This window comes from Dactylosporangium sp. NBC_01737, from assembly GCF_035963215.1.
Lineage (GTDB): Bacteria > Actinomycetota > Actinomycetes > Mycobacteriales > Micromonosporaceae > Dactylosporangium.
On the sequence record NZ_CP109153.1, the window covers coordinates 6,553,538 to 6,577,605 of the forward strand.

Consider the following 24,068-nt stretch of genomic DNA (forward strand, 5'->3'; position numbering starts at 1 on the left):
TTGAGTCGTAGCCTGCACACCGACCCGTATCCCGTCCGCGCCACCCGCCGGGCCGCCGCATCCGTGCCGGTGCGGGTCTGCCGGCCGCGACCCGGCTTCGTCCATCCTGCCGGCCCGGCCGATGTCGTCCGGATCCTGACGTTCTTCGGGCCGGCCGCGGCGTACGGCCTGCGCGGTGTCGAGCTGCGGCAACGGGCCTGGGCCGGCACCGGTCCGTCCGTCGCGGCGCTGCGCGTGCCCGGGGTCGTGGTGCTGTTCGAGCAGCCCGCGCCGCCGTGGGTGGTGCCCGGCCGGCTCACCACCGCGGCCACGGCACGCCTGGAGCGTGCCGGCGCCCGGGTCACGGCCGGCCCGACCGGCAGCGTGATCGACTGGCCCGGCGGCACGCTGCGCGACTTCATGCTCTTCGACGGGCTCATGCACGAGGTCGGCCACCACGTGATCCAGCACGCCGCACGCAAGCGGCACACCCGCGCGATGCGCACCGCCGACCACGAGCGCCGCGCCGACGCGTACGCCATGCGGGCCCGGCACGCCTGGGCGGCGCAATGCTGAGCCCGCGCGCCCGCCTGGTCGGCGACGGCGTGGAGAACCCCGCCAACGCGCGGGCGCTCGCCGAGGCCGCGCGGATGTTCGCGGTGCCGTGCACCTTCCGCGACAGCCGCGGCCTGGCCGAGCACCTGCCGGACCTGTCCACCGTGGACACCGCCGCGCTGCTCACCGGCGCCGGCCCGCTCATCGCCGTGGACAACGCGCCGGGGGCGGAGTCGGTGTACCGGGCCGGACCGGTGCGCGCCGGAGCGTCCGTCGTGGTCGGCAACGAGCGCCGCGGCATCCGCCCGGACGTCCTGCGCGCGGCGGCGAAGACGGTGCAGATCCCGATGCCGGGCCGCGGCGTGAACACCCTCAACGTGGCCACCGCCGCGGCCGTGGCCCTGTACTACCTGCTCGACGCGCACGGCCGCCGCCAGGCACGCGCCCCGCGCCCCGAGTCGCACCGCCCGGCCGTGCTGCTCGCCGCGCCCCGCGACCACGTCGAGGCCGGCAGCTCACTGCGTTCGGCCGCCGCGTTCGGCTGGCAGAGCGTCGCGGTCGACGACCGCGAGAAGGTCTGGTTCGGCACACCACGCCCGATCCGCACCGAGGCCCGAGCCGCCGCCCGCAGCCACCGCAACCCGCTGCGTGTCGTGCCGGCCGGCGACGCCTGGTCGCCACCACCCGGCGGCCGCGTCGTCGTCTGCGCCCCGGACGTCGACGGCCCGCCCTGCACCGCACCGAGCTGACCGGCCCGGACACCGTGCTCGTCGTCCCGGACGCGGAGGGCTGGGACCCCCGCCGGGCGCCGAGCTCGCCCGCGTCGCCGTGCCGGGCGTCGCCGGCCGGTACCGCCTGCTTACCGGCCTCGTGCTCGCCGAGGCCGCCCGCCAGCTCGGCATCCGGACCGCCGCCCCGCCCCGCCCGCCGCGGCGCGGCATGTCCTACGGCAGTGCCCTGGACGTGACCGACCCGCCGGACACCGACCTGGTCGAACCGTGGGAACTCCTGCACTACTGAATCCGCCGTCGCACGATGTCGAGAACGGCGCGGCGGTTCCGTCCCCCGTGCGGATGCGGCCACCGCGGCCGCACGGCATCAAGGAGGCCCAGCATGACGATCCGGCGGATGGACAACGTGCTCATCGTCGTCGACGACCTTGACGCGGTGATCGCGTTCTTCGTCGAACTCGGCATGGAGCTGGAGGGCAGGGGCCCGATCGAGGGCCGTTGGGTGGAGCAGGTCATCGGGATCACCGACGTCCGGCAGGACGTCGCGATGCTGCGGACCCCGGACGGCCACGGCCGGGTCGAACTGGCGATGTTCCACACGCCGAAGGCGATCCGGTCCCAGCCGGAGGACGCACCGGCGAACACGCTGGGCATCCGCCGCATCATGTTCGCCGTCGACGACATCGAGGCCGTCGTCGCCCGCCTGCGCACCCACGGCGCCGAACTCGTCGGCGAGCTGGCACAGTACGAGGACAGCTACCGGCTCTGCTACGTCCGAGGCCCGGAGGGCATCGTCGTCGGACTGGCCGAACAGCTCGGCTGAAGACAGCGCTATTCCTGGCTCTGCATGGGGTCGGTGGCCAGCAGGCTCATCAGGTACATGTCGTACCACTCACCGTCGCGACGGAAGCACTGCCGGTGACGGCCGTCCTCGATGAAGCCGACCTTGTCGTAGACCCGGCGGGCGGCGGCGTTCTCGGTCACCACCCACAGGTGGATGGAGTGCAGCCGCATCTCCTCGAAGCCGTAGCGGCACATCAGCCGGGTGGCCTCGGTGGCATACCCGTGCCCCCAGCTGTTCTTCTCGCCGAGGTAGATGTCCAGCTCGGCCCGGCCGATCTCCGGCTCGGCGCCACTGAGCCGGACCAGCCCGACCAGCCGCGGCTCCACCAGGGTCTCGATGCCGAAGAGCACGTCGCCATACGTGTTCGGCCCCCGCTCCTCACCGCGGGCGATGTAGCGGGCGAGGGTCTGGCGATACCCGTCGCTCATCCAGCGCATCACGTCGCGGTCGTTGTTCCACCGCCACAGCGCCTCCCACTCCTCCGGCTCGATCGGCCGCAGTCGCACCAGTTGCCCGGTCGTCACTCGCAGCAGGCTAATCGTCGGCCACCGATCCGCGCAGCCGGTTTCGCCATCCCGGCCCCCGGTTGTGCCGCGGCCGGGGGTGACCGTAAACTGCAAACAGCGTTCGCATTAACGAGGGAGGGTCTGATGCGGATCGACAAGGTCACGTCCGGGGACGGCGCGAGCATCCCGGTGCACTCGACCGGTGCCGGGCCGGGCATCGTGATCCTGCACGGGGGAGGCATCACGCACCGGGACTACCGCCGGCTGGCGGCCGCGCTGTCGGACCGGTTCACGGTGCACCTGTACAACCGGCGCGGGCGGGCGGACACGGCGCCGCTGACCGGCACGGAGACGGTCGAGACGGACCTCGCCGACCTCGGCGCGGTCCTGGAGCGCACCGGCGCGCGCAGCGTGTTCGGGCACAGCGGCGGCGGGTTCACTGCACTCAGGGCGGGTCTGAGCCTGCCGGTCGAGCGCATCGCCGTGTACGACCCGGCGGTGCGCGTCGACGGCCGCCCTTCGGGTGACTTCGTCGACGAATTCGAGCGGCTGGTGCGCGCCGGGGACCACGCCCGCGCGATGACGGTGATGGCCCGCGCGACGTACCCCGACGACATCGGGGCCAAGCTGCCGTTCGGCATGGCGCTGGGCCTCACGAAACTGTTCCTGCGCACCTCGGTCGGGCGCCGGTTCGTGGACCTGATGGACACGATCCCGCCGGAGCTGCGCCGCATCCACGAGCACGCCGGGCCGGCGGGCGACTACGCGGGCATCACCGCCGAGCTCCTGCTGACCGCCGGATCCGGCAGCCCGCGGTACTTCATGCAGAACTGCCAGGCGATCGCGGACGTGACCCCGCGCGGCCGGGCGCTGCTCATCCCGAGGTCGTCACACAACGCGGCCAACATCGCCCGCGAGGGCTTCGTGCGGCCGTTCGCCGACTTCTTCGCCGGCTCGCTCAAGGCCGCCTGAGCCGCGAAACGACCGAAAACGGCCGCCCCCGGTGCCGGGAGCGGCCGTTTTCGTGTGCGGGTGCCGGTGTCAGTGCACGATCACCGGGGTCGCCGCGCCGGCGGCGGCGTCGTCGCCGAGCGGCGTCTTGTCCTTCTTGCGCGGCAGGAACGCGATCGGGATGAACGTCAGCAGGACCAGGGCGAAACCGACCCAGAACGTGTTGGCGAACGAGTCCGCCACGAACGCCAGGCCCTTCTCGAACAGCGGCGGCGGAACCTGCGCCTTGATCTGCTCGGAGTGCTGCGCCGCGATCGCGAGGCCCGCCTCGGTGACCGGCGGGTTGGAGCCCGGCACCAGGTCGGACTCGTTGAGGTTGCTGGTCAGGATCACCGACATGACGGCGGCGCCGACGGAGCCGCCGATCTGCTGGAGGATGTTGACCAGTGTGGAGCCGCGGGCGACCTCGGCGTGGCTGAGCGTCTTCAGCGCCGACGTCATGATCGGCATCATCGTGCCGCCCATGCCGAGGCCCATGACGAACAGCGAGCCGCACAGCAGCCAATAGGACGTGTCGGTGCTGACCTGCGTGAAGGTGAAGAAGCCGGCGGCGATGAGCGCCATCGCGAACGGCACCGTCCGACCGACCGGCACCTTGTCGGCGAGCATGCCGGCGATGGGCATGGTCAGCATCGCGCCGATGCCCTGCGGGGCCATCAGCAGCCCGGCGTGCAGCGTGGACTCACCGCCGACCTGCAGGAAGTAGCTCGGGAACAGCAGACCGGCGCCCATGAACGCGATGATGAACACGAACAGCGTGATCGTCGCGATCGTCAGCTTGCGGTTGCGGAACAGCCGCAGGTCCAGCAGCGGGTGCACCGGCTTGAACGAGTAGAACACGAAGCCGATGACCAGCAGCCCGCCGACGAGCATCGGCAGCCACACCTTGGTCGCGGAGAACGTGCCCTCCCCCGGCAGTGAGGACACGCCGAACAGGAACAGCGCGAGACCCGGCGACAGCATCGCCATGCCGAGGAAGTCGAAGGACTCCGACGGCTTCGGGTCGTCCTTCGGCAGCGCGAGCGCGGCGTAGATCAGCGCGACGACGCCGATCGGCAGGTTGATGAGGAAGATCCAGTGCCAGGAGAAGTCGTCGATGAGCCAGCCACCGAGGATAGGGCCGGTGATCGGGCCGAGCAGCATCGGGATGCCGAGGATCGCCATGAGCCGGCCGATGCGCTCCGGGCCGGCGGCCCGGGTCATCATCGTCATGCCCAGGGGCATGAGCATGCCGCCGCCGAGGCCCTGCAGGACCCGGAAGCCGATGAGCATGCCGATGGAGTCGGCGAGGGCGCACAGGCCGGAGCCGATCGTGAAGAGCGCGAGCGCGACCATGTACAGCCGCTTGGTGCCGAACCGGTCCGCCGCCCACCCGGTCAGGGGGATGACGGTCGCTAGCGCCAGCGTGTAACCGGTCATCGTCCAGGCGACCGTCGCATACGACGCGCCGAACTCGGTCTGGAACGTCGGCAGCGCCACGCTGACGACAGTGATGTCGAGGATCGACATGATCGCACCGAGGACCACGACCCCCGCGATCTTCAGCACCGCGGCGTCAATCTTGGTCGACGCCGTGGCCGTTGGATTCGTCACAAAACCCCTCCTGATCGAGGTCGCCGGCGGTCTTGAAGCCGGGAACCAGCCTACGCAGGCCGGTTACAATTCGAGCACACGTTCGATTACAGCGGCTGACAGGGGTTAGGGCCTACGCCAGCTGCCGCAGGTCCAGCACGTGCCAGTCGGCGGGATCCGGGCTGCCGGTGGACCACCAGACCATGCTTCCCCTCGCCGTGACCACGCCGACCTCGCCCGCGAGGACGATCGTCCGCCCGGTCGGCAGGTCATGGGCGAGCAGCCGCAGCGACTCGCCCTCGACGCCGGTCAGCAGCTCGAAACGGTCCAGCAGGCCGATGTCGACGCCGATCGCGTTGACGTCAGCCGGCAGGCGCCGCCGGTTGCTGCCGTCGGCGTGCATGACGTCGACCAGATTACGCCCACTCGCGGTCTCCGCGATGGCACGGCACCATTCCGGGGAGCACAGCACCGTCTCCGCCGCCGTCGCCGGCACGGGCCGCCGCTGCCCGTCGGAGGAGTTCAGCAGCGCCGCGGCGCCCGGGTCGACGCTGACGAGCCAGGGCCAGGCGCTCCACCGGAACCGGCCGTCGATGACCTTGGTCGACACGGCACCGCCGCCGACCGCGACGGAGCGCAGCTCGGTCTTCGGCGCGTCGTCGGGGGTTGCCGCGACCCAGTGCAGCCGCCCGTCGGCGACGACCATGTCGTACTGGGACTCGAAGAACACGATCGCGCCCGTGTCGGCGGTCAACGCGACCGGCGGACCGGCGGCCGGGGCGACCGGCGCGCGCCACAGCCGCGTCTCGTACGGCCCGGCCGCGGTCGCCGAGGACTCCGCCCAGTACAGGACGCCGTCGGCGGCGGTGACCCCCAGCCACTGCGGGAACCGGTCCTTCGGCACGCTGCGCAGCTCCCGCGGCGCGCCGGCGCCCCGCAGCAGGAGCCGCTCCACGCTGCCGTCGGCCGAGGGTGCCGTGCCGACGGAGGTGCCGGCGTCCAGGTACAGCAGCGGTGTGTACACCGCGCCGTCGGCCAGGCGCGCGGGCATCGTCCCGGGCTGCAGCGTCGCCGTCACCGTCCCGGCACCCGACGGCGCGACGGCCGGCGGGGCGTCGTGGGACGCCGGCGAGAACAGCAGCCAGCCGCCGACGACCAGCGCGGCGGCGAGAGCGATCAGCGGTCGGGCCCGTCTCACGGGGCACAACCTTACGGGAGGCCATGAGAGTTTCACGGCTGCCGGGGCCGTGACCTGGACCGGGACACCCGATTCATTGACCCGGGACAGTGAGCGCTCACACCATGCGGCCCATGCGAACCAAGCTGAGAGGGCTCGTCGCCGGGCTGGCGGGGGCGGTGACGGTCGTCGCCGTCGGCGTCGCCGTGCAGACCGCCACCAGCCCCGCGCAGGCCGCGGCCGCGGACCCGTACACGCTCAAGAACGTGCAGATCGAGGGTGGCGGCTTCGTGCCGGGCATCATCTTCAACCAGAAGCAGCAGGGTCTGGTCTACGCGCGCACCGACATCGGCGGCGCCTACCGCCTGGACACCGCCACGAACCGGTGGATCCCGCTGCTGGACTGGGTCGGCCAGGACAACTGGGGCTACAACGGCGTCGTCAGCCTCGCCACCGACGAGGTAGACCCGAACAAGGTGTACGTGGCCGCCGGCATGTACACCAACAGCTGGGACCCGAACAACGGTGCGATCCTGCGCTCCTCCGACAAGGGTGCCACCTGGCAGAGCACCCAGCTGCCGTTCAAGCTCGGCGGCAACATGCCCGGCCGCGGCATGGGCGAGCGCCTCGCGATCGACCCGAACAAGAACTCGATCCTGTACCTCGGCGCCCCCAGCGGCAACGGCCTGTGGCGCAGCACCGACTCCGGCGTCACCTGGTCGAAGGTCACCGCTTTCCCGAACCCGGGCAACTATGCGCAGGACCCGTCCGACCCCAACGGCTACCTGACCGACAATCAGGGTGTCACCTGGGTGACGTTCGACAAGCGCACCGGCACCGCCGGCAACACCACCCAGACCATCTACGTCGGCGTCGCCGACAAGCAGAACACCGTCTACCGCACCACCAACGGCGGCACCAGCTGGGAGCGCGTCCCCGGCCAGCCGACCGGCTACCTGGCGCACAAGGGTGTCCTGGACACCGCCGGCGGCAACCTGTACATCGCGACCAGCGACACCGGCGGCCCGTACGACGGCGCCAAGGGCGACGTGTGGAAGTTCGCCACCGCCACCGGTGTGTGGACCCAGATCAGCCCGATCCCGTCGAGCAGCGCCGACGACTACTTCGGCTACAGCGGCCTGACCATCGACCGCCAGAACCCGAACACCATCATGGTCGCCACCCAGATCGCGTGGTGGCCGGACGTCATCTTCTTCCGCAGCACCGACGCCGGCGCGACCTGGACCCGGATCTGGGACTTCACCAGCTACCCGAACCGCAGCTTCCGGTACAAGATGGACGTCACCCGCTCGCCGTGGCTGTCGCTGGGCGCGAACCCGTCACCGCCGGAGGTCGCCCCGAAGCTCGGCTGGATGACCGAGTCGATGGAGATCGACCCCTTCAACTCCAACCGGTTCATGTACGGCACCGGCGCCACCGTGTACGGCAGCACCGACCTCACCACCTGGGACACCGGCGGCCAGATCACCATCAAACCGATGGCCGCGGGCCTGGAGGAGACCGCGGTGCTGGACCTCATCAGCCCGCCGTCGGGCGCACCGCTGATCTCCGGCCTCGGTGACATCGGCGGCTTCCGGCACACCAACCTCGACGCCGTGCCCCCGATGATGTTCCAGTCGCCGTACTTCACCAGCACCACCAGCCTCGACTACGCCGAGCTCAACCCGAGCGTCATGGTCCGCGCCGGCAACTTCGCCGACAGCGACCGGCCCAACGACAGCCACGCCGCGTTCTCCACCGACGGCGGCGCGAACTGGTTCCAGGGCAGCGAACCCGGCGGCATCAACGAAGGCGGCACGATCGCCGCCGCGGCCGACGGCTCCCGGTTCGTCTGGGCACCGAAGAACAGCGCGCCGGTCTACTCCGTCGGCTTCGGCAACACCTGGACGCAGGCGAGCGGCCTGCCGCAGAACGCGGTCGTCGAGTCCGACCGGGTCAACTCGAACACGTTCTACGGCTTCTCCGGCGGCACGTTCTACCGCAGCACCAACGGCGGCGCCGCCTTCACCGCAGCCGCCACCGGCCTGCCGGCCACCGGCACCTTCAAGGCCGTCCCGGGCGTCCAGGGCGAGATCTGGCTCGCGGGCGGCACCTCGGGCCTGTTCCGCTCCACCGACGGTGGCACCACGTTCACGAAGGTGGCCACGGTCCAGGCGGCCAACGCCGTCGGCTTCGGCAAGGGTGCGCCCGGCCGGCCGAACCTCGCGGTCTTCGCCGTCGCTCAGGTCGACGGCAAGAAGGGCGTCTACCGCTCCGACGACACCGCCGCCTCGTGGCTGCGGATCAACGACGACCAGCACCAGTACGGCAACATCGGCGACACCATCACCGGTGACCCGCGCATCTACGGCCGGGTCTACCTCGGCACCAACGGCCGCGGCATCATCTACGGCGACCGTACCGGTGCCCCGCCGACGTCCTACTCCGCGTCGCCGTCGGTGTCCACGTCGGTCTCGCCGTCGCGGTCGGTCTCACCGTCGGTCTCGGTGTCGCCGTCCCGCTCGGTGTCCCCGTCCGCGTCCGCGTCGGCGTCTTCGTCCGCGGCGTGCACGGTCACGTACTCCGTCACCGGCCAGTGGGGCGGCGGCTTCCAGGGCGCGGTGAAGATCAGCAACCGTTCCGCCGCCCCGGTGAACGGGTGGAGTCTCAAGTGGACGTACGCCAACGGCCAGGTCATCAACCAGATCTGGGGCGGCGTCAACAGCCAGAGCGGCGCCAACGTCACAGTGACCAACGTCGACTACACCAAGGTCATCGGCGCCGGCGGCGGCAGCGTCGAATTCGGCTTCCTCGCCTCCTGGAACAACACCACCAACGCCAAACCGGCCGCCTTCACCCTCAACGGCACGAGCTGCGCCGTCGGGTAGCGGGGTGACGCTGTAGGCGACGGCGGGGCTGCCGTCGCCTACAGCCTGCCCCGCAGGTCGCGCAGGCTCGCCAGCTCCCGCTCGACCCACCCCTCATGGATCGATTCCGACCCGCGCAGGGCCACCTTCGCGGTCAGGTGCCACGCGATGTTGCGCACCAGCTCCACGACCCGCAAGGCCACGACCGCATCCGTGTCGACGGGGCGCAGCGTCCGGTACCCCTCGAGGAACGCCGGCCAGTGCGCCCCGCCGTACGCGCCGGTCAGGTCGGCGACCCGCCAGCCGACAGCGGCGAGGTCGAAGTCGTGCCACAGCACCCCGCCACCGTGCGTGAGGTGGAGGTTGTCGAGGCTGGCGTCCCCGTGCCGCACCCCGATGTCGGGCCGTGGTGTCGCCCGCAGCCGTTCCCGCGCCACTGCCGCCATCTCGCGCACCACCGGGTCACCGGTGGCGGGCAGGGCCGCGTCCGATGCTTCGCCCAATGCTTTGTCCAATGTGGACATCGGATCGTCGGCCCTGGCCGGATGGGCGCTGACGAATGCGTCCGCGGCGAGGTGCAGGCGGGCGAGCGCGACGCCGTACCGGTGGAAGAGCCCGTCGCTCCACGGCGGCCGCGGCTTGTCGCCCGTCGCCCACACCGTGACCGTGAACGCCCGCACCCCTTCCGGCGCGTCGATGGTGCCCACCAGCGCGCCGTCGCTGAGCGGCACGGGCACCGCGGCGGTGACCCCCTCCGCCGCGAGGTGCGCCGCCAGGTCCTGCTCCCACGCGACATGCCCGGCCCCGGTGGCGTACACCTTGCACGCATAGGCCCGGCCGCCGGCCGTCTCGACCCGGTACACGTCGTTCGTCAGCGAACGGACCAGCGCGCACCCGGTCACCGCCAGCCCGCACCGCTGCGCGAGGAGCGCTCCGACACCGTCCGGCGCCGCCAACGACCTTGTCCACCGCATCGACGCCCCCACGGTTTGAGTCCGCGCCCCTACACTCGGCCACATGCGGCGCACCGTACCGAGCTGGCGGATCTGGGTCGTCGCCGCGGTCGGGGCGGCCGTCATCGATCTGACGCTCGCGTTGCGGCAGCTCTGGCTGGAGCCACGGGCGCACGACCACGAACTCGTGTGGTGGCTGGACCTGCCGCTGAGCCTGTTCTCGGCCGTGCCGCTCCTGCTCGCGATCCACCTCCCCATGCGGGCAGCCGGCCGCTTCCGGCCGTCACCGCAGGCGTTCTTCGTCCTGCCCGGCCAGTTCGTCGCGCCACCCGCGCCCTGGCTACGGGTCGTCGCCACCCAGGTGGCACTGGCGGCCTGGGGAGGGGTGCCGGTGGTCGTGCTGAGCTGGCAGATCGTCGTGCCCGGCGCAAGCCCCTGGCCTCCGGCCTTCTTCGGGGTGCTGGCCGGGCTGCTGGCCACGGTGATCGCCTGGCGCGTGCACCACCGCGAGGTGACCTTGACACCCGAAGGACTCACCGTCCGCGAGGTCTGGGACACCGAGGTCACGCTGCCCTGGGACCGCGCCGCCTCCGAACTCGTCGCCGACCCGCGGTCCCTGCGCTGGGTCGACGCCAGGTTCCTGGCCCGGGTCGTCGACCACTACTGGGCCGAACCCGCACACCGCCCCGCGATCGGCACCCCCGAGGAACACCGACGCCTGACCGCCCTCCTGTGCGACCCGGCCCCCACCTCACCCGCGTGATCGAAGAACGCTTCTGACCGCTGGCCGGCAACTCGGTGGATCGCGCTGTTGCCAGGACAACGGCCCGGCACCGGGTTACCGCGACGCTATGACCAGCCGCGATGACCGGACCGAGGGACACCCACCCCCGGCCGGCGATCTTCACCATCCCGCTTGATCGAAGGACGCCCCTGGCCACCGGGACGACCACCGCCGTCCTTCGATCACGGCTGCAAGATCGTCCAGTGGCTGCCCGCCGGCCACGGCGACACCCGACGACGGCAAACACCACTCATGGACGGGTCGGACCCACGGCAGGTGCTCGCCCGGCGGCCGAACGCGTGACCACCGGCAAGCACGCTCCGGAGCGCGCGCCCCCGCCGCACGCTGCCTTGCTGTGATCAACGGCGCGCGCTGGTCGCTCGCACGGCCACAAGACGACTTCGGGCGGGTCACGGTCGTCGGCGCGCTCGCCGCATGGCGAGCGCGCCGACCCGATCAGGTCCCACCACTCCCGCAACTCCACGCCCGGCACGGTAGCGGCGGGGTGCGACGGAACATCACTCGAAGCGCAGCCCGTCGGGGCGCATCAGGCGCCACAGGGCAGGGAGGCTGGCGGCGGTGACGAGCAGGACGACGCCGCCGGCGATGGCGCAGACGATGCCGATGCCGGCGACGTCGGCGTGGAAGGGGACGTCGACGGTGGCCAGGAGCAGGGCGCCGAGGCCGAGGCCGAGCGCGGTGGCCAGGACCAGGCCGAGGACGACGGGGACGAGGGTCTGCCAGAGGATCGACCAGCCCATCGTGGAGCGGCGGGCGCCGAACGCGACCAGGGCGGCCAGGGTGCGGCGCCGCTCGCGGAGCTGTTCGATGGTGCCGACGAGCAGGCTCAGGCCGACGAGCAGCAGGGTGACGGTCGCGCCGGCGAAGAGGCCGCGGCGGATGCCGGCGAAGGTGCTGTCGGCGGCGCGGGAGCGCATGATCGAGACGTCCATCGTGGGGTTGATGGCCATGCCGGCGTTGCGCAGGCGCTCCTCGGCGTCCGGGTCGCCGGGGGCGAGGTGGACGTAGGAGATGTACGCCGGATCGGCCCGCGCGGCCGGTGCGGCGGACGGGGTGATGAGCAGCCCGCTGACCGGCTGGCCGTAGGGGTCGAGGCGGGGCGTCGCGGTGCGGGCCGTTGCCGGGACCGTCCACTGTGGACCGGGATTGTCGGGGTCGCCGGTGCCGACGGTCTGGCCGCGCAGTTCGGGCTGGTCGAGCAGGAACACGTCGCCGTCGGCGCACCGGTCGAGCACGGCCAGCTCGCGCAGCACGGCGCAGTCGCCGATGGCCACGCTGGCGAAGCCGTCCTCGCCGAAGCGGGCCACATCGCGCCGGTACGTGCTGACCGACGGCATCCCGGCGGCCCGGAGGCTGGCGTCGAGCCCGGCCGCGTCGCGGACCGTGGACAGCGACGACATGGTGACGGTCGTGACCGCCTGCACGCGGGCCGGGTCCTGGCCGGTGTCCTTGGTATATGCAGCGTCGGCGGCGGTGAACAGCATCTGCAGCGCGATCGTGCCGGCCGCGGCGACCGCGATCGCGCCGACGGCGCGCACGGAGCTGCCGCCGGACAGCTGCAGGCGGCGCACGGCCATCTGCCATGACAGCCCGCCGCCGGCGCCGAGCCGGCCGACGAGCCGGTCGAACACCCACGGCAGCAGCAGCGCGACGCCGAGCAGGACCAGCGACACGCCGCCGACGGCCTGCCACGGGTTGAACTCGCCGTGGCGGCCGGTGAGCGGGGCGAGCAGCGCGGCGCCGGCGATCGGCGTGAGGATCCGCCACCACAGGCGCCGGTGGGTGCGGGCGGTCGCGCGCCGCACCACGCCGAGCGGCTCGACCACGACGCGGCGCAGCGCGACGAGGCTCATCGCCAGGGCCGCGACGGGCACGGACACGACCAGCAGGGCGAGCAGCGGCAGCGGCGGGCGCACGTCGGAGCCGTACACGCTGAGCTGCGCGACCTCGAACAGCTCGACGAACTGCCGGGCGACGAGGAAGAACACGGCGCCGGCGAGCAGGCCGAGGACGGCGCTGACGACTGCCTCCCCGGCGGCGATGCGGCGGGTCATGCCGCTGTCGGCGCCGACGAGGCGGACCGCGGCGAGGCGCCGGTCGCGTTGCTCGCCGCCGAAGCGGGTGGCCGCCGCGACGAACATCGCGACCGGCATGAGCAGCACCACGAAGATGACCACGACGAGCATGAGCAGGAACGGGTCGAGCGGCTCGTGGGCGTTGACGCTGCCGTACCGGTCGATCCGCTGGACATTGGGCTGGCCGAAGGCGAGGTCGTCGCGCAGCGCGTAGTAGACCAGTTCGTTCGGCCCCGACAGGCCGGCCTTGCCGATGGTGCCGCCGACCGTGCCGGGCATCCGGTCGCGCAGCAGCGCGCCGTCGCGGGACGCGAGGAGGTCGCGCAGCGCGGGGGAGACCAGCACGGTGCCGGGGGCGGGCACGGACCGCACACCCGGCGGCAGGATCGGGTGGGCGCCGTCGGGGCGCACCAGCCTGCCGCGGACGTTTCTGCCGTGGTACGACGTGTTGATGTTCAAGGTGAGGACGGTGGTGTCCCCGGGAGCGATCTTCTCGGAGCCGTAGCGGTCGTCGTCGCGGGCGGCGTTGCGGGAGGAGCACGCGTCGAGCATCGCCGGCACGGAGACCGACAGCAGCAGCACGGCGACGCCGAGACCGACCCCGATCGCGGTGAGCGCGGTGCGCAGCAGCCCCTCGCGCCCGCCGGTGAGCGCGAGCCGGGCACCCAGGCCGACCTCCGTGCCCCAGCGCCGCAGCCGTCCCGTGGGGACGGGGGAAGGAGGTGCGTGCCGACCCCCTTGAATGAGCGCGGTCATGCGTGCCGGGCCAGGTCGAGGGCCTTGCCGTCGCGGACCACGATCTCGCGGTCGGCGTACGCGGCGACCCGCGGCTCGTGCGTCACCAGGACGACGGCGGCGCCGCTGTCGCGGGCGGCCTCGGTGAACAGGCGCATGACCCGCTCGCCGTTGAGGGAGTCCAGGGCGCCGGTCGGCTCGTCGGCGAAGACGACCCGGGCCCCGGTGACGAGGGCACGGGCGACGGCGACGCGCTGGCCCTGCCCGCCGGAGACCTCGCCGGGCCGCTTGCCGGCCACGTCGGTGATCTCCAGGCGCTCCAGCCACTCGGCGGCCCGCCGCTGGGCGTCCTTGCGCCGGTGCCCGTCCAGGCGCAGCGGCAGCGCCACGTTCTCCAGGCAGGTCAGCTCCGGCACCAGCTGGCCGAACTGGAACACGAACCCGAACTCGCCGCGCCGCAGCGCGCTGCGCCGGGCGTCGGACATCGCCGACAGCTCCTGGTCGCGGTAGAGGACCTGGCCGCCGTCGGGGCGCACGATCCCGGCGAGGCAGTGCAGCAGCGTCGACTTGCCGGAGCCGGAGGGCCCCATCACGGCGACGACCTCGCCGGCCGCGATCGACATGGACGCGCCGGACAGCGCCTGGGTGGACCCGAACGACTTGGTCAGCTCGACGGCCGACAACAGTGCCATGGTCATGCGCGCACCTTCCCGGCGAGCTCGTCGAGGCGGGCGGCGGTGAGCTCCAGCCAGCGCAGGTCCGCCTCGAGGTGGAACAGGGCGTGGTCGCAGATCAGCTGGTCGGCGAGGTCGCCGCCGGTCTTGCGCCGGGTCAGCTCGCGCATCAGGCGCAGGTGCTCGGCGCGCTGGGTGTCCAGCAGCTCCGCCGCGGGCCGGCCGGTCAGCAGCGCCAGGACGACCTTCGTGTACAGCGTGTTCTGCAGATACGGCTCCGGCTTCTCCGGCTGCCGCAGCCACTGCTCGACGTCGGCGACGCCGGCCGGGGTGATCGCGTAGCGCTTGCGGTCCGGGCCTTCGCCCGGCTCGACGCCGTCGACGGTGACCAGGCCGTGCTTCAGCAGCCGGGACAGGGTCGAGTAGACCTGGCCGTAGGCCAGGGGGCGGTCGTTGCCGAACCGCTCGTCGTAGGCCCGCTTCAGGTCGTAACCATGGCGGGGCTGGGACTCGAGCAGCCCCAGGAACGCTTGACCGATGGACATGCCGGCGACTCTACACCATGTGTATACCTAGTGTGTATACACATGATGTAGAGGCATTGAGCTGGTCAGATGCGCGACTCGTAGGCGTCGCAGAGCTCGTCGAAGCCGAACCGCTTGGCGTCGCCGCCGCGGATGACGCCGTGCGGGGTGCCGTCCAGCAGCAGCTCCAGCACGCGCACGCACAGGTGCCAGCCGGCCGTCACCTTGCCGAGCAGGTCGCGGCCGCCGGTGGTGTGCCGCAGCGTCAGCCGGGTGCCGCCGTCGATCGGGGCCAGCTCCCAGCGCAGGAGATCGGGGCCCCACTCGTACACCAGCAGCGCCGGCGGCTCGGCCACCCGCACCGTGGCGTCGAGGGGCGCTCGGGTGTCGCCGTCGATCATGACCAGGGTCGCGCCGCCGGGCGCGCCGAGGTCGCGCGACGCCGTGAACGGCGCCCACTGGTCCAGCAGTGACGGATCGGTCAGGGCCCGCCACACCCGCTCGGGAGGATGGCGCAGGTCGCGTGTGAAGCGCAGCGTCCACCGGCCGTCGAGCTCCTGGTCATAGGTGACCTCCGCGAGGGGTCCCGGGTCGAACATCGTGCCTCCTATGCCGTCGCGATTATATGCCTCAGTAGTTATACACACTTGTGATCGTGCGTTTGTAGGAGTAAATGTGCCAACCGGAAGGGCGCATTGTGACGCAGGTCACACGACCGTCCTTTTGTCCGATTCCGCCCGCGGGCCCCTCGGTAGGTTCGCCCGGACACGCCGCCGATCACCCGATTTCTCCTGCAGTTCTTACGAAAGGGTGACGGCGGCGAGCCCTGCAACCGACCGAGAAGGAGAGCCGGTGCGCCTGCCGAGCCTGTCCACCAAGGCCAAACTTGCTGCCGTCGCGGCGATCGTGGCGGTCCCCGCCGTCGCCCTGCCGATCGCGTTCGCCACGAAGGACGGCGGTCTGCCCGGCGTCGGTTCCGGTGGTGACGCGGCATACGCGTTCCCCGCGACCCCGGACCACATCCCGGACACCCCGGTGCGGGTCAACCAGGTCGGCTACCTGCCGGACGGCCCGAAGCGGGCCACCGTCATCAGCGACTCGAACACCCCGCTGCCGTGGCAGCTCAAGGACAAGGCCGGCGCCGTCGTCGCCTCCGGCGAGAGCACCCCGAACGGCATGGACGCCAGTTCCGGCCAGGGCACGCACACGGTCGACTTCAGCGCGTACCAGGGTAGCGGCCACACGTACACCCTCGAGGTCGACGGCAAGGCGAGCCTGCCCTTCGACCTGGACCCGAAGGCCTACCGGCAGCTCGCGATCGACGCGATGTCGTTCTACTACCCGCAGCGCAGCGGCGTCGCCATCGACGACAAGATCGCACCCGGCTACGGCCGCGCCGCCGGCCACACCGCCGACACCCCGAACGGCGGCGACACCAAGGTCCCGTGCGCGCCCGGCTCCTGCGACTACTCCCTGGACGTCACAGGCGGCTGGTACGACGCCGGCGACCACGGCAAGTACGTCGTCAACGGCGGCATCTCCGTCGCCCAGCTGATGAGCGTCTACGAGCGCTCCCCGAAGGCGTCGCAGGCCCGCACGCTGCGCCAGCCCGAGGCCGGCGGCAAGACCCCCGACGTGCTCGACGAGGCGCGCTGGGAGCTGGACTTCCTCATGAAGATGCAGGTCCCGGCCGGGCAGAAGCTCGCCGGCATGGCGCACCACAAGGTGACCGACGTCGCCTGGACCGGGCTGCCGACCGACCCCGCCGCCGACACGCAGCAGCGGGTGCTCAAGCCGCCGTCGACCGCCGCGACCCTCAACCTGGCCGCCGCGGCCGCGCAGGGCGCACGGGTGTTCAAGGCCTACGACAAGGCCTACTCCGACAAGCTGCTGACCGTGGCCCGCTCCGCGTTCGCGGCGGCGCAGGCGAACCCGAAGGTGTACGCGCCGGACTCCGACTCCACCGGCGGCGGCGCCTACGGCGACACCGACGTCGACGACGAGTTCTACTGGGCCGCGTCGGAGCTGTACATCACGACCGGCGACAAGAAGTTCGGCGACTTCGTCACCGCGTCGCCGGTGCACAAGTCCGACGTCTTCGCCAACGCCTTCGACTGGCGCGCCGTCGGCGCCCTCGGCCGCCTCGACCTGGCCACCATCGACAACAAGCTGGCCGACCGTGAGCGGGTCCGTGCGAGCGTCATCGCCGGCGCCGACAAGCACCTCGCCACGCTCAACGCGCAGGCGTACGGCCAGGCCTACGCGCCCAACGGCGGCTACGACTGGGCCTCCAACAGCCAGATGCTCAACAACCTCGCCGTCGTCGGCACGGCCTTCGACCTGACCGGCGAGGCGAAGTACCGCGACGGCGTCCTGTCCGGCATGGACTACATCTTCGGCCGCAACGCGCTCAACCAGTCCTACGTGACCGGCTACGGCGAGAAGGCCTCGAAGAACCAGCACAGCCGCTGGTACGCCAACCAGCTCGACCCGAAGCTGCCCAACCCGCCGCGCGGTACCCTCGCCGGCGGCCCGAACTCTTCGCTGCAGGACGAGGTCGCCTCGGCGGCGCTGAAGGGCTGCAAGCCGCAGCTGTGCTACATGGACGACATCAAGTCGTGGTCGACGAACGAGCTGACCATCAACTGGAACGCGTCCCTGGCGTGGGTCTCCTCCTTCGCGGCGGACCAGACCTGACCTGACCCGATGTTCTGAGCGGTACCCGCCGGCCCGGTCGCTGATGTTTCAGCGGCCGGGCCGCGCCGCTTCACGGGTCCAGCGGCGGCCATTCGTCGCCCCATTCGGCGTCCCTGGCGGCCTTGTAGGCCGGACCCTCCCGTTTGGACACCAGCGTCGGGCCGACCTTCGTGTCGGGGTTGCAGACCTGCAGCGTGACGAGACCCTTCCGGAACGCGGGATGCCGGACGACCCGGCCCCGTCCGTGGTGCTCCTCCCGTGTCAGCGCCACGTAGGAGAACTTCTCGTCCTCGTAGCCGAGCTCGGCCTCCTTGAGCTTGCGGTGCAGGGCCGAGCGGTTGACGCGGGCGGAGAAGTGGCACCAGTCCTTGCCGGTCATGCCGCACGCCTGCTGGTGCGGGCACGGGGCGGCGACGGTCCAGCCCGCCTCGAGGAGGCGCTGTCTGGCGTCGAGGATTCTGCGGTACCCCGGGGGAGTGCCCGGCTCGACGATGACCACGGCCTGCGCGGCGGCGGCACCTGCCTGGTCGACCAGGTCGTGCTGCGCTTCCGGGGTGAGCTCGCCCAGCACGTAGGACACCAGCACCAGGTCCGCGGTGTCCAGCGGCTCACCGAGCCGCCACTGCCGCCAGGTCGCGCGGGGCAGCATCCGCTCGCCGAGCTTGAGCGCCTCCGGTACCTGGTCCAGGACCGTCACGGTCTCCAGGCCCGGGAACGCGTCCAGGGCCGCCCAGGTCGCCGCCCCCGATCCGCCGCCGACGTCGAGCAGGCTGCGTGGGGCCGCCTTGTCCTGCAGTTGCCTGAGGACCGCCGCGACCGCGGCGTGGGTGGCCGGCATCCGGTACGCGGCGTACGCGGTCGCGTCGACCATGTTGCGCAGCAGCGGCTCGTCGGCGGGGCGGCCGCTGCGGTAGTCGGCGATCAGCCGTTGCACCGACTCGGCGAGCCGCTTCGGCGGGACCGCCTCGAGGAGCCGGTCGAGGGCCTCACGGAGGTCGGTCACGCCTTCGCCTTCCAGTTCCAGAACAGGCGCTGGAGCAGCAGCGTGAGCACGCCCGCCGTCACGATCGCGGCGAGGTTGAGCAGCAGCTGGACGGCGGAGCCGAGCGCCTCGTCCGGCACGCCGTAGGCGAGCGCGACCGCGATGTTGGCCGCCGCCGGGACGGTGGTCACCGAGATCAGCACGCCGATCAGCGGCCCGGCCTTCGACGACGTCAGCGACAGCATCCCGGCGACCCCGGCGAGGAAGCCGACCACCCACGACAGCGCGTCGGGCCGCCAGATGAAGTCGGTCAGCGGCCGCTCCCGCAGCAGCATGCCCTTGTCGACCAGGCCGGCGAGGTCCAGCAGGTACGTCGTGCCGATCGTCGCGATGATCGCTGTCGCAAAGCCGACTCCGAGCGCGATCGAGGCCTTCCTGATGAACGCCGGCCGCTTCCTGATGATCCCCACGCACAGCGCGGCGAGGGGCCCGAACTCGGGACCGACGACCATCGCCCCGACGATGAGGATCGGCTGGTCGAGCAGCACCCCGATGCCGGCGATGACGGTGGCGACGGCGAACATCAGCAGGTACGTGCCGGACAGCTCCGTCTCGTCGCCGGTCTTCTGCTCGATCTCGTCCCACACGACCGCGTCGCTGGCCAGGCCCGGCGCGGCGTCGGCGGCAGCGGCCGCGACGTGCGACAACGCCACGTCGACGTGGTCGATCGCGATCGAGCCGACCTCGTGGATGCGTTGCTTGCGCAGCGCCGACAGGACCTGGCTGCCGGCCTCCCGCACGACGTCGCAGAGCACCAGGTCGCCGTCTGGCTGGCGGGCCGCTCCCGGCAGCACGACCAGGTTCGTCGCGCCGGGGGCGGCCTCGATGATCCGGACGACCTCGTCGGTCCGGTCCGGTGGGGAGATGACCCGCAGATGCAGCACCCCTCAATTTTTGTCGGTGGTCGTCGCTACGCTGTCGGCGCCCCTCGTTGTTCCGTTTTCGAAAGGCCGTGACCGATGCCCCAGACGACCTATCTCGAGCTGTCCGAGGACAGCGGCAGCGCCCACAAGTTCTATGAGGTGACCGTCGACGGCGCCGAGATGTCGATCCGCTACGGCCGCATCGGCGACCCCGGCACGCTGAAGACCACCAGCTATCCCGACCACGCCAAGGCGACCGCCGAGGCGGCGAAGAAGATCGGCGAGAAGGTCCGCAAGGGCTACGCCCCGGCCGTCGTCGGCCAGCGCGCGAAGCGCTCCATCTCCCGCCGCGTCATCGTCAGCGCCCGCTCCACCGCGAAGACCGCCCCGGTGCTGTGGCGCTACAAGTCGGGCTCCTCGGCCTTCGGCATCTTCGTCGACGACCGCGTCTGCATGGTCGGCAACGAGGCCGGCGTCGTCACCACCCTCTCCCACGACGCCGAGGTCCAGCGCCAGTTCAAGCTCCCCGACGGCGTGAAGTGCATCGTCGCCGACGACGACTGGCTCTATGCCGGCTGCGACGACGGCAACGTCTACGACCTGTCCGGCAAGATCCCGCGCCTGGCCTATGCCATCGCCCCCGACATCGACATCTACTGGCTCGACATCCACGACGGCGTCCTCGGCGTCGCCGACGCCAACGGCGGCATCTGCAGCATCGACCACGAGGACGAGTTCCTGTGGCGCCGCCAGGGCAACGGCTCCAGCGGCTGGATGGTCCGCTGCGACGACAACGCCGTGCACCACGGCCACAGCAAGGGCGTCACCAGCTACGACTGGCGCACCGGCAAGGAGCTGTGGCACCAGCCGACCCGCGGCGCGGTCCTCTTCGGCTGGCAGGAGCGCGACACCCTCTACGCCGGCATGTCCTCCAACTCCGTCCTGGAGTTCCACAAGGACGGCCGCGCCGGCGTCACCTTCCGCTGCGACAACACCATCTACTCCTGCGCCGCCGCCCCCGACGGCCGCTATGTCTTCGCCGGCGACTCCAGCTCCTCCGTCTACTGCTTCGCCGCCGACGGCCGCCGCCTGTGGAAGCTCGGCACCGGCTGCGGCAGCGCCTATTCGATGCAGTATCACAACGAGCGGCTCTACATCGTCACCACCGACGGCTCGCTGGCCTGCATCGACGCCAGCGAGGAGGCCGTGCGCAACGCCGAGCAGGGCGTCGTGCCCGAGTATGTCGACGTGAAGGCCCCCCGCATGGAGGCCGTCGTCCCCTCCACCAACATCGAGGTCGCCACCGACGCCGCCGGCGGCGTGATCGTCGAGTGCTTCGAGGAGGGCGGCCGGCTGCGCATCCGGGTCGTCTCGCCCGGCTACCACTCCGACTGGCAGGTCCAGTTCCCGAAGGGCATCCGCGAGCCGCACGCCCGGTATGTGGTTCCGGAGATCCGCGAGGCGAGCCGCGGCGGCTTCTACCGCGCCCACGGCGAGATCCGCCGCCTCGTCTGACCGCTGCCCCGGTTGACCTCGGGAGGCCTCGGGCACGGCCCGGGTCCTGCCGAGGTCGACCGGGGGCAGAGACCGTGCCGCTGGGCGCGGCTGCGGCGGCACCGACATCAGCGTCGTGCCCCATGACGTCGGGGCGCCCGCGGCCAGCAGCGGCGCGGCATCGCGGAGCCCTGCTCAGACCGGGCCGCGGCAGCCTGGTGCCGCGGCGTCCTGCTCAGACCGGGCTGTGGCAGCCTGGTGTCGCGGCGTCCTGCCAGACCGGGCCGCGGCACACAGTGCTCCTTCTGCGATGACGGCGGCCGGCACGCGCCTCATCTTCCTGCCGGCCTGGGGCGCTTCCCGCCAACCTGGGGCGGATGGCACGGCACGGGCGATCCACGGCTTCGGCGCGTGGCGTCCTCGGACCACCCTCACCGCGAGCCGCGAAACCCGGCGGGCCGATGACCACGTGGAACGGGCTTCCCGCACCGGGCCACTGATCAGCGATACGTGACGATCAACCGTGGCTCGGCGCCGCCCTCGCGGGTCCCGAACGCGACCATGCCCGGCTGGTCCTCCTCGGTGATGGTCCGGGTGGCGGTGGGGAGGTGCGCCACGGGTGGACGGGCGGGTTGTTCGGCTGCCCCGTCGTCCACGCCTCGGCACCGGCGCAGTCCTTGGCCTGGTCGGCGATCTGACCGTCCACCGCGCAGTTCCAGGTGGCGGCGGGACCGCTGCCCCGGTCACCTTCCGTGCCGTTGCCCTCGGACCAGCCGGCGAGGAGCCGGTGCACGTCGACCGTCTGCCCGGCGGGCCCCGGTTGCCGACGATGCCGCAGGGGTTCGTCTCGACCGGGGCGACGGCGGCCACAGTGTTCGTCGCGGTGTCGATGACGGCCCCGGTGCCGCCCTGGCCCGCGCCGCCGTTGATCGACACATACGCCTTGGTGCCGGCCGGGGTCATGGCGATGCTCGTCGCGCTCGACCCCGGCAACGTGATCGTGGCCGTGACGGTGGTGGCCCGCCGTGTCGAGCACGGACACGAACCCGTTCGCCCCGGAGCGGCAGTGTTCGTTGACGACGTCCGTTGTCCGGTCGTCGTTGCTCAGCGCCATTGAGCTGTTCCGGTTCCGCGGGCGGCGGGTTGGCGGGGGATGGTGCATGATCGTGCGGTGGTGGAGGCGGAGCTGCTGCTCGAGGTCGGGGTTGAGGCGGAGCACGGGCAGATCAGGATGTCCGTCACCGACGGCGCCCTCGACGCGCCGGATTGGGGCGACGGGCCGCACGACGCGGTGTCCGGCACGGGCATGATCCTGGTGGCGACGTGGGGCGATGAGTGCGCGCCGGTCGTGGTCAGGGTGTACGACGGGCGGCCCGGCCTGGACGGGTGGACGCTGGTGCACACGGCCCGGCTGCTCGTCGGGGCCGCCGGCATCGACGTCGGCATGACCGTGGGCGCCGTCGACCATTGGGTGCCGGTGGCGCAGGGGCCGGTCACCGTCGAGGTGTGGATCCACGATCTCGACGAGCGGGGTGAGGTCACGTTCGTGCTGTCGCGGTGACGCCGGGACCGTCATACGCTGCGAGGATGGTCGCATTCGAGGACGTCGCGCGGACGGTGCTGGACGAGAATCGGTATGTGGTGCTGGGCACGGCCGACGCGGGTGGCAAGCCGTGGGTGTCGCCGGTGTTCTACACGCTGAGCGGGTATCGCGAGCTGATCTGGATGTCGTCTCCGGAGGCGCTGCACTCGCGCAATCTCGCGGAGCGGGCCGACGTGAGCCTGGTCGTGTTCGACTCGCGGGTGACGCCCGGCGACGGCATGGCGGTCTACATGTGCGGGGTTGCCGCCGAGGTCACAGGCGAGGCCGTCGCCGCGGTCGCCGCGGCCTACGGTGACGCGGCGCTGCCGAGGGGTGGGCGGCGGGTGAGGATCGAGGAGGTCACGGGCGACGGGATCTACCGGATGTACCGGGCCACGGTCCGCGAGCACTGGATCCTCGACCCCGACAGCCGTCCCGACGGGCGGGCCGTCGTCACGCTGTGAGCGCAGCCGGCGCCGTCAGGCCGGGACCGGGGTCAGGCGGGTCAGGGTGGCCAGGGTGTCGTCGACCGAGGCGGCGGGGTCGGTGATCGGAAACTGGACGTCGCGGATCGTGCCCGTGGGGTCGACGAGCAGGGTCAGGCGCTTGAGGCGGTCGACGCCGGCGGCGCGGAACGTCGGCAGGAGCAGGCCGGCGGCCAGGGCGCTGTCCTGGTCCGACAGCAGCGGGAACGGCAGTCTCGCGTGGGCCACGAAGTCGGCGAGCTGGTCGGGGCGTTGGGTGCTCACGCCGTACACCTCGGCGCCCCTGGCGAGGAACGCGGGGTGGCGGGCGGCATACGTGAGCGACTCGAGGGTGCAGCCGGCGGCGCCGGGGATGTCGCTCCAGCCCGGCGGGTAGCCGTGGGCGCCAGGGGCGAAGGCGCCGGGGAAGCAGTACAGCACCGTCCATGACACGCGGGTGCCGAGGTCGACGGGGGTGCCGTCGTGGCCGGTGAGCGTGACGGCGGGCAGGCGGCGGCCGGTCAGCGCCCGCACCCGGCGGGCCTCGGCGGAGGCGCTGTTGGCGGTCGCGGTCAGCGTGCCCGTGCCCATGACGTGGCGGGTGCCCCAGTCCTGAAGGGCCACCAGGACGGGGAGCAGGCCCTCGCCCTTCGCGGTGAGCAGGTAGTCGAAGCGTGGCGGGTGCGCCGAATACTGCCGGCGTAGCAGCACCCCGTGCTCGACGAGCCGGGCGAGGCGCTCGGTGAGGGCGCGGCGGCTCACGCCGAGGGCGCGCTGCAGGGCGTCGAAGCGGGTGGTGCCGCCCGCGATGTCGCGCACGATCAGGAACGTCCAGCCGTCGCCCATGACGCTGAGCGCCTGACTGATGCCGCAGTCGGTGTCGGCGAGGGCAGCGCGATCCACGAACACCAACTATAG

Annotated in this window: 24 protein-coding genes; 12 read left to right on the top strand and 12 right to left on the bottom strand. The window is 71.9% G+C overall.

The features are described from left to right. The 4 genes from OHA72_RS29630 to OHA72_RS29645 all read left to right on the top strand — a co-directional run bounded on the left by OHA72_RS29630 (position 1) and on the right by OHA72_RS29645 (position 2,088). A complete protein-coding gene (locus OHA72_RS29630) occupies positions 1-555 on the top strand; it encodes a M48 family metalloprotease (protein ID WP_327011065.1) in 555 nt (184 codons plus the stop codon). Then, positions 549-1,283, top strand: coding sequence for a TrmH family RNA methyltransferase (locus OHA72_RS29635; RefSeq protein ID WP_327011066.1), 735 nt, complete (start codon positions 549-551; stop codon positions 1,281-1,283). The genes OHA72_RS29630 and OHA72_RS29635 overlap by 7 nt, the downstream gene beginning before the upstream one ends. Before the next feature lie 79 nt (positions 1,284-1,362). Further along, entirely contained in the window at positions 1,363-1,554 is a 192-nt protein-coding gene (locus OHA72_RS29640; RefSeq protein ID WP_327011067.1) for a hypothetical protein, read from the top strand. A gap of 93 nt (positions 1,555-1,647) precedes the next feature. Beyond that, complete coding sequence (locus OHA72_RS29645; RefSeq protein ID WP_327011068.1) at positions 1,648-2,088, top strand: VOC family protein; 441 nt, start codon at positions 1,648-1,650, stop codon at positions 2,086-2,088. A gap of 8 nt (positions 2,089-2,096) precedes the next feature. Here OHA72_RS29645 and OHA72_RS29650 read toward each other — a convergent pair whose 3' ends face one another. Beyond that, positions 2,097-2,633, bottom strand: coding sequence for a GNAT family N-acetyltransferase (locus tag OHA72_RS29650; RefSeq protein WP_327011069.1), 537 nt, complete (start codon positions 2,631-2,633; stop codon positions 2,097-2,099). Between the two features lie 126 nt (positions 2,634-2,759). Here OHA72_RS29650 and OHA72_RS29655 point away from each other — a divergent pair, with 126 nt between their 5' ends. Then, positions 2,760-3,587, top strand: coding sequence for an alpha/beta fold hydrolase (locus OHA72_RS29655; RefSeq protein WP_327011070.1), 828 nt, complete (start codon positions 2,760-2,762; stop codon positions 3,585-3,587). A gap of 69 nt (positions 3,588-3,656) precedes the next feature. On the opposite strand, the gene OHA72_RS29660 is transcribed toward OHA72_RS29655, so the two are convergent. Together OHA72_RS29660 and OHA72_RS29665 are read right to left on the bottom strand one after the other, a co-directional pair. Beyond that, entirely contained in the window at positions 3,657-5,234 is a 1,578-nt protein-coding gene (locus OHA72_RS29660; RefSeq protein WP_442788752.1) for a DHA2 family efflux MFS transporter permease subunit, read from the bottom strand. A gap of 97 nt (positions 5,235-5,331) precedes the next feature. Continuing rightward, positions 5,332-6,396, bottom strand: a complete 1,065-nt coding sequence (locus OHA72_RS29665; RefSeq protein WP_327011072.1) for a hypothetical protein — start codon at positions 6,394-6,396, stop codon at positions 5,332-5,334. 113 nt (positions 6,397-6,509) lie between these two features. Here OHA72_RS29665 and OHA72_RS29670 point away from each other — a divergent pair, with 113 nt between their 5' ends. Beyond that, positions 6,510-9,263 carry a cellulose binding domain-containing protein gene (locus OHA72_RS29670; RefSeq protein WP_327011073.1) on the top strand — a complete coding sequence of 918 codons (2,754 nt, stop codon included), beginning with the start codon at positions 6,510-6,512 and terminating at the stop codon, positions 9,261-9,263. 38 nt (positions 9,264-9,301) lie between these two features. Here OHA72_RS29670 and OHA72_RS29675 read toward each other — a convergent pair whose 3' ends face one another. Then, positions 9,302-10,216, bottom strand: coding sequence for a phosphotransferase enzyme family protein (locus OHA72_RS29675; RefSeq protein ID WP_327011074.1), 915 nt, complete (start codon positions 10,214-10,216; stop codon positions 9,302-9,304). 43 nt (positions 10,217-10,259) lie between these two features. On the opposite strand from OHA72_RS29675, the gene OHA72_RS29680 reads away from it, so the two are divergent. Further along, positions 10,260-10,958 carry a hypothetical protein gene (locus OHA72_RS29680; RefSeq protein WP_327011075.1) on the top strand — a complete coding sequence of 233 codons (699 nt, stop codon included), beginning with the start codon at positions 10,260-10,262 and terminating at the stop codon, positions 10,956-10,958. 539 nt (positions 10,959-11,497) lie between these two features. On the opposite strand, the gene OHA72_RS29685 is transcribed toward OHA72_RS29680, so the two are convergent. From OHA72_RS29685 to OHA72_RS29700, 4 genes are all read right to left on the bottom strand, one after another. Then, a complete protein-coding gene (locus OHA72_RS29685) occupies positions 11,498-13,831 on the bottom strand; it encodes an FtsX-like permease family protein (RefSeq protein WP_327011076.1) in 2,334 nt (777 codons plus the stop codon). Further along, on the bottom strand, positions 13,828-14,508 hold the full coding sequence (locus OHA72_RS29690) for an ABC transporter ATP-binding protein (protein ID WP_327011077.1): 681 nt from the start codon (positions 14,506-14,508) through the stop codon (positions 13,828-13,830). Before OHA72_RS29690 ends, OHA72_RS29685 begins: the two co-directional genes overlap by 4 nt. After that, a complete protein-coding gene (locus OHA72_RS29695) occupies positions 14,505-15,029 on the bottom strand; it encodes a PadR family transcriptional regulator (protein WP_327011078.1) in 525 nt (174 codons plus the stop codon). The genes OHA72_RS29690 and OHA72_RS29695 overlap by 4 nt, the downstream gene beginning before the upstream one ends. A 65-nt stretch (positions 15,030-15,094) precedes the next feature. Continuing rightward, positions 15,095-15,607: an SRPBCC family protein gene (locus tag OHA72_RS29700; RefSeq protein WP_327011079.1), complete on the bottom strand. Its 513-nt coding sequence runs from the start codon at positions 15,605-15,607 to the stop codon at positions 15,095-15,097. 253 nt (positions 15,608-15,860) lie between these two features. On the opposite strand from OHA72_RS29700, the gene OHA72_RS29705 reads away from it, so the two are divergent. Continuing rightward, positions 15,861-17,705: a glycoside hydrolase family 9 protein gene (locus OHA72_RS29705; RefSeq protein WP_327011080.1), complete on the top strand. Its 1,845-nt coding sequence runs from the start codon at positions 15,861-15,863 to the stop codon at positions 17,703-17,705. 70 nt (positions 17,706-17,775) lie between these two features. Here the strand turns inward: OHA72_RS29705 and OHA72_RS29710 are convergent, their stop codons facing one another. Together OHA72_RS29710 and OHA72_RS29715 are read right to left on the bottom strand one after the other, a co-directional pair. Then, the gene (locus tag OHA72_RS29710) at positions 17,776-18,708 is read right to left on the bottom strand and encodes a small ribosomal subunit Rsm22 family protein (RefSeq protein ID WP_327011081.1); all 933 of its coding nucleotides are present in this window, start codon (positions 18,706-18,708) and stop codon (positions 17,776-17,778) included. Beyond that, positions 18,705-19,631: a DUF389 domain-containing protein gene (locus OHA72_RS29715; RefSeq protein WP_327011082.1), complete on the bottom strand. Its 927-nt coding sequence runs from the start codon at positions 19,629-19,631 to the stop codon at positions 18,705-18,707. The genes OHA72_RS29710 and OHA72_RS29715 overlap by 4 nt, the downstream gene beginning before the upstream one ends. A gap of 75 nt (positions 19,632-19,706) precedes the next feature. On the opposite strand from OHA72_RS29715, the gene OHA72_RS29720 reads away from it, so the two are divergent. Continuing rightward, positions 19,707-21,125: a WGR domain-containing protein gene (locus OHA72_RS29720; protein WP_327011083.1), complete on the top strand. Its 1,419-nt coding sequence runs from the start codon at positions 19,707-19,709 to the stop codon at positions 21,123-21,125. 479 nt (positions 21,126-21,604) lie between these two features. Here the strand turns inward: OHA72_RS29720 and OHA72_RS29725 are convergent, their stop codons facing one another. Then, positions 21,605-21,760: a hypothetical protein gene (locus tag OHA72_RS29725; protein WP_327011084.1), complete on the bottom strand. Its 156-nt coding sequence runs from the start codon at positions 21,758-21,760 to the stop codon at positions 21,605-21,607. A gap of 173 nt (positions 21,761-21,933) precedes the next feature. Here OHA72_RS29725 and OHA72_RS29730 point away from each other — a divergent pair, with 173 nt between their 5' ends. Genes OHA72_RS29730 through OHA72_RS29740 form a run of 3 tightly spaced genes read left to right on the top strand, consistent with a single transcriptional unit; the run spans position 21,934 to position 23,150 of the window. Next, complete coding sequence (locus OHA72_RS29730) at positions 21,934-22,221, top strand: hypothetical protein (protein WP_327011085.1); 288 nt, start codon at positions 21,934-21,936, stop codon at positions 22,219-22,221. A 54-nt stretch (positions 22,222-22,275) separates the two neighbouring features. Further along, positions 22,276-22,665, top strand: a complete 390-nt coding sequence (locus OHA72_RS29735) for a hypothetical protein (protein ID WP_327011086.1) — start codon at positions 22,276-22,278, stop codon at positions 22,663-22,665. Positions 22,666-22,691: 26 nt separating this feature from the next. Next, a complete protein-coding gene (locus tag OHA72_RS29740) occupies positions 22,692-23,150 on the top strand; it encodes a pyridoxamine 5'-phosphate oxidase family protein (protein WP_327011087.1) in 459 nt (152 codons plus the stop codon). Positions 23,151-23,165: 15 nt separating this feature from the next. Here the strand turns inward: OHA72_RS29740 and OHA72_RS29745 are convergent, their stop codons facing one another. After that, entirely contained in the window at positions 23,166-24,053 is an 888-nt protein-coding gene (locus tag OHA72_RS29745) for a winged helix-turn-helix transcriptional regulator (RefSeq protein WP_327011088.1), read from the bottom strand. Between the last annotated feature and the right edge of the window lie 15 nt (positions 24,054-24,068).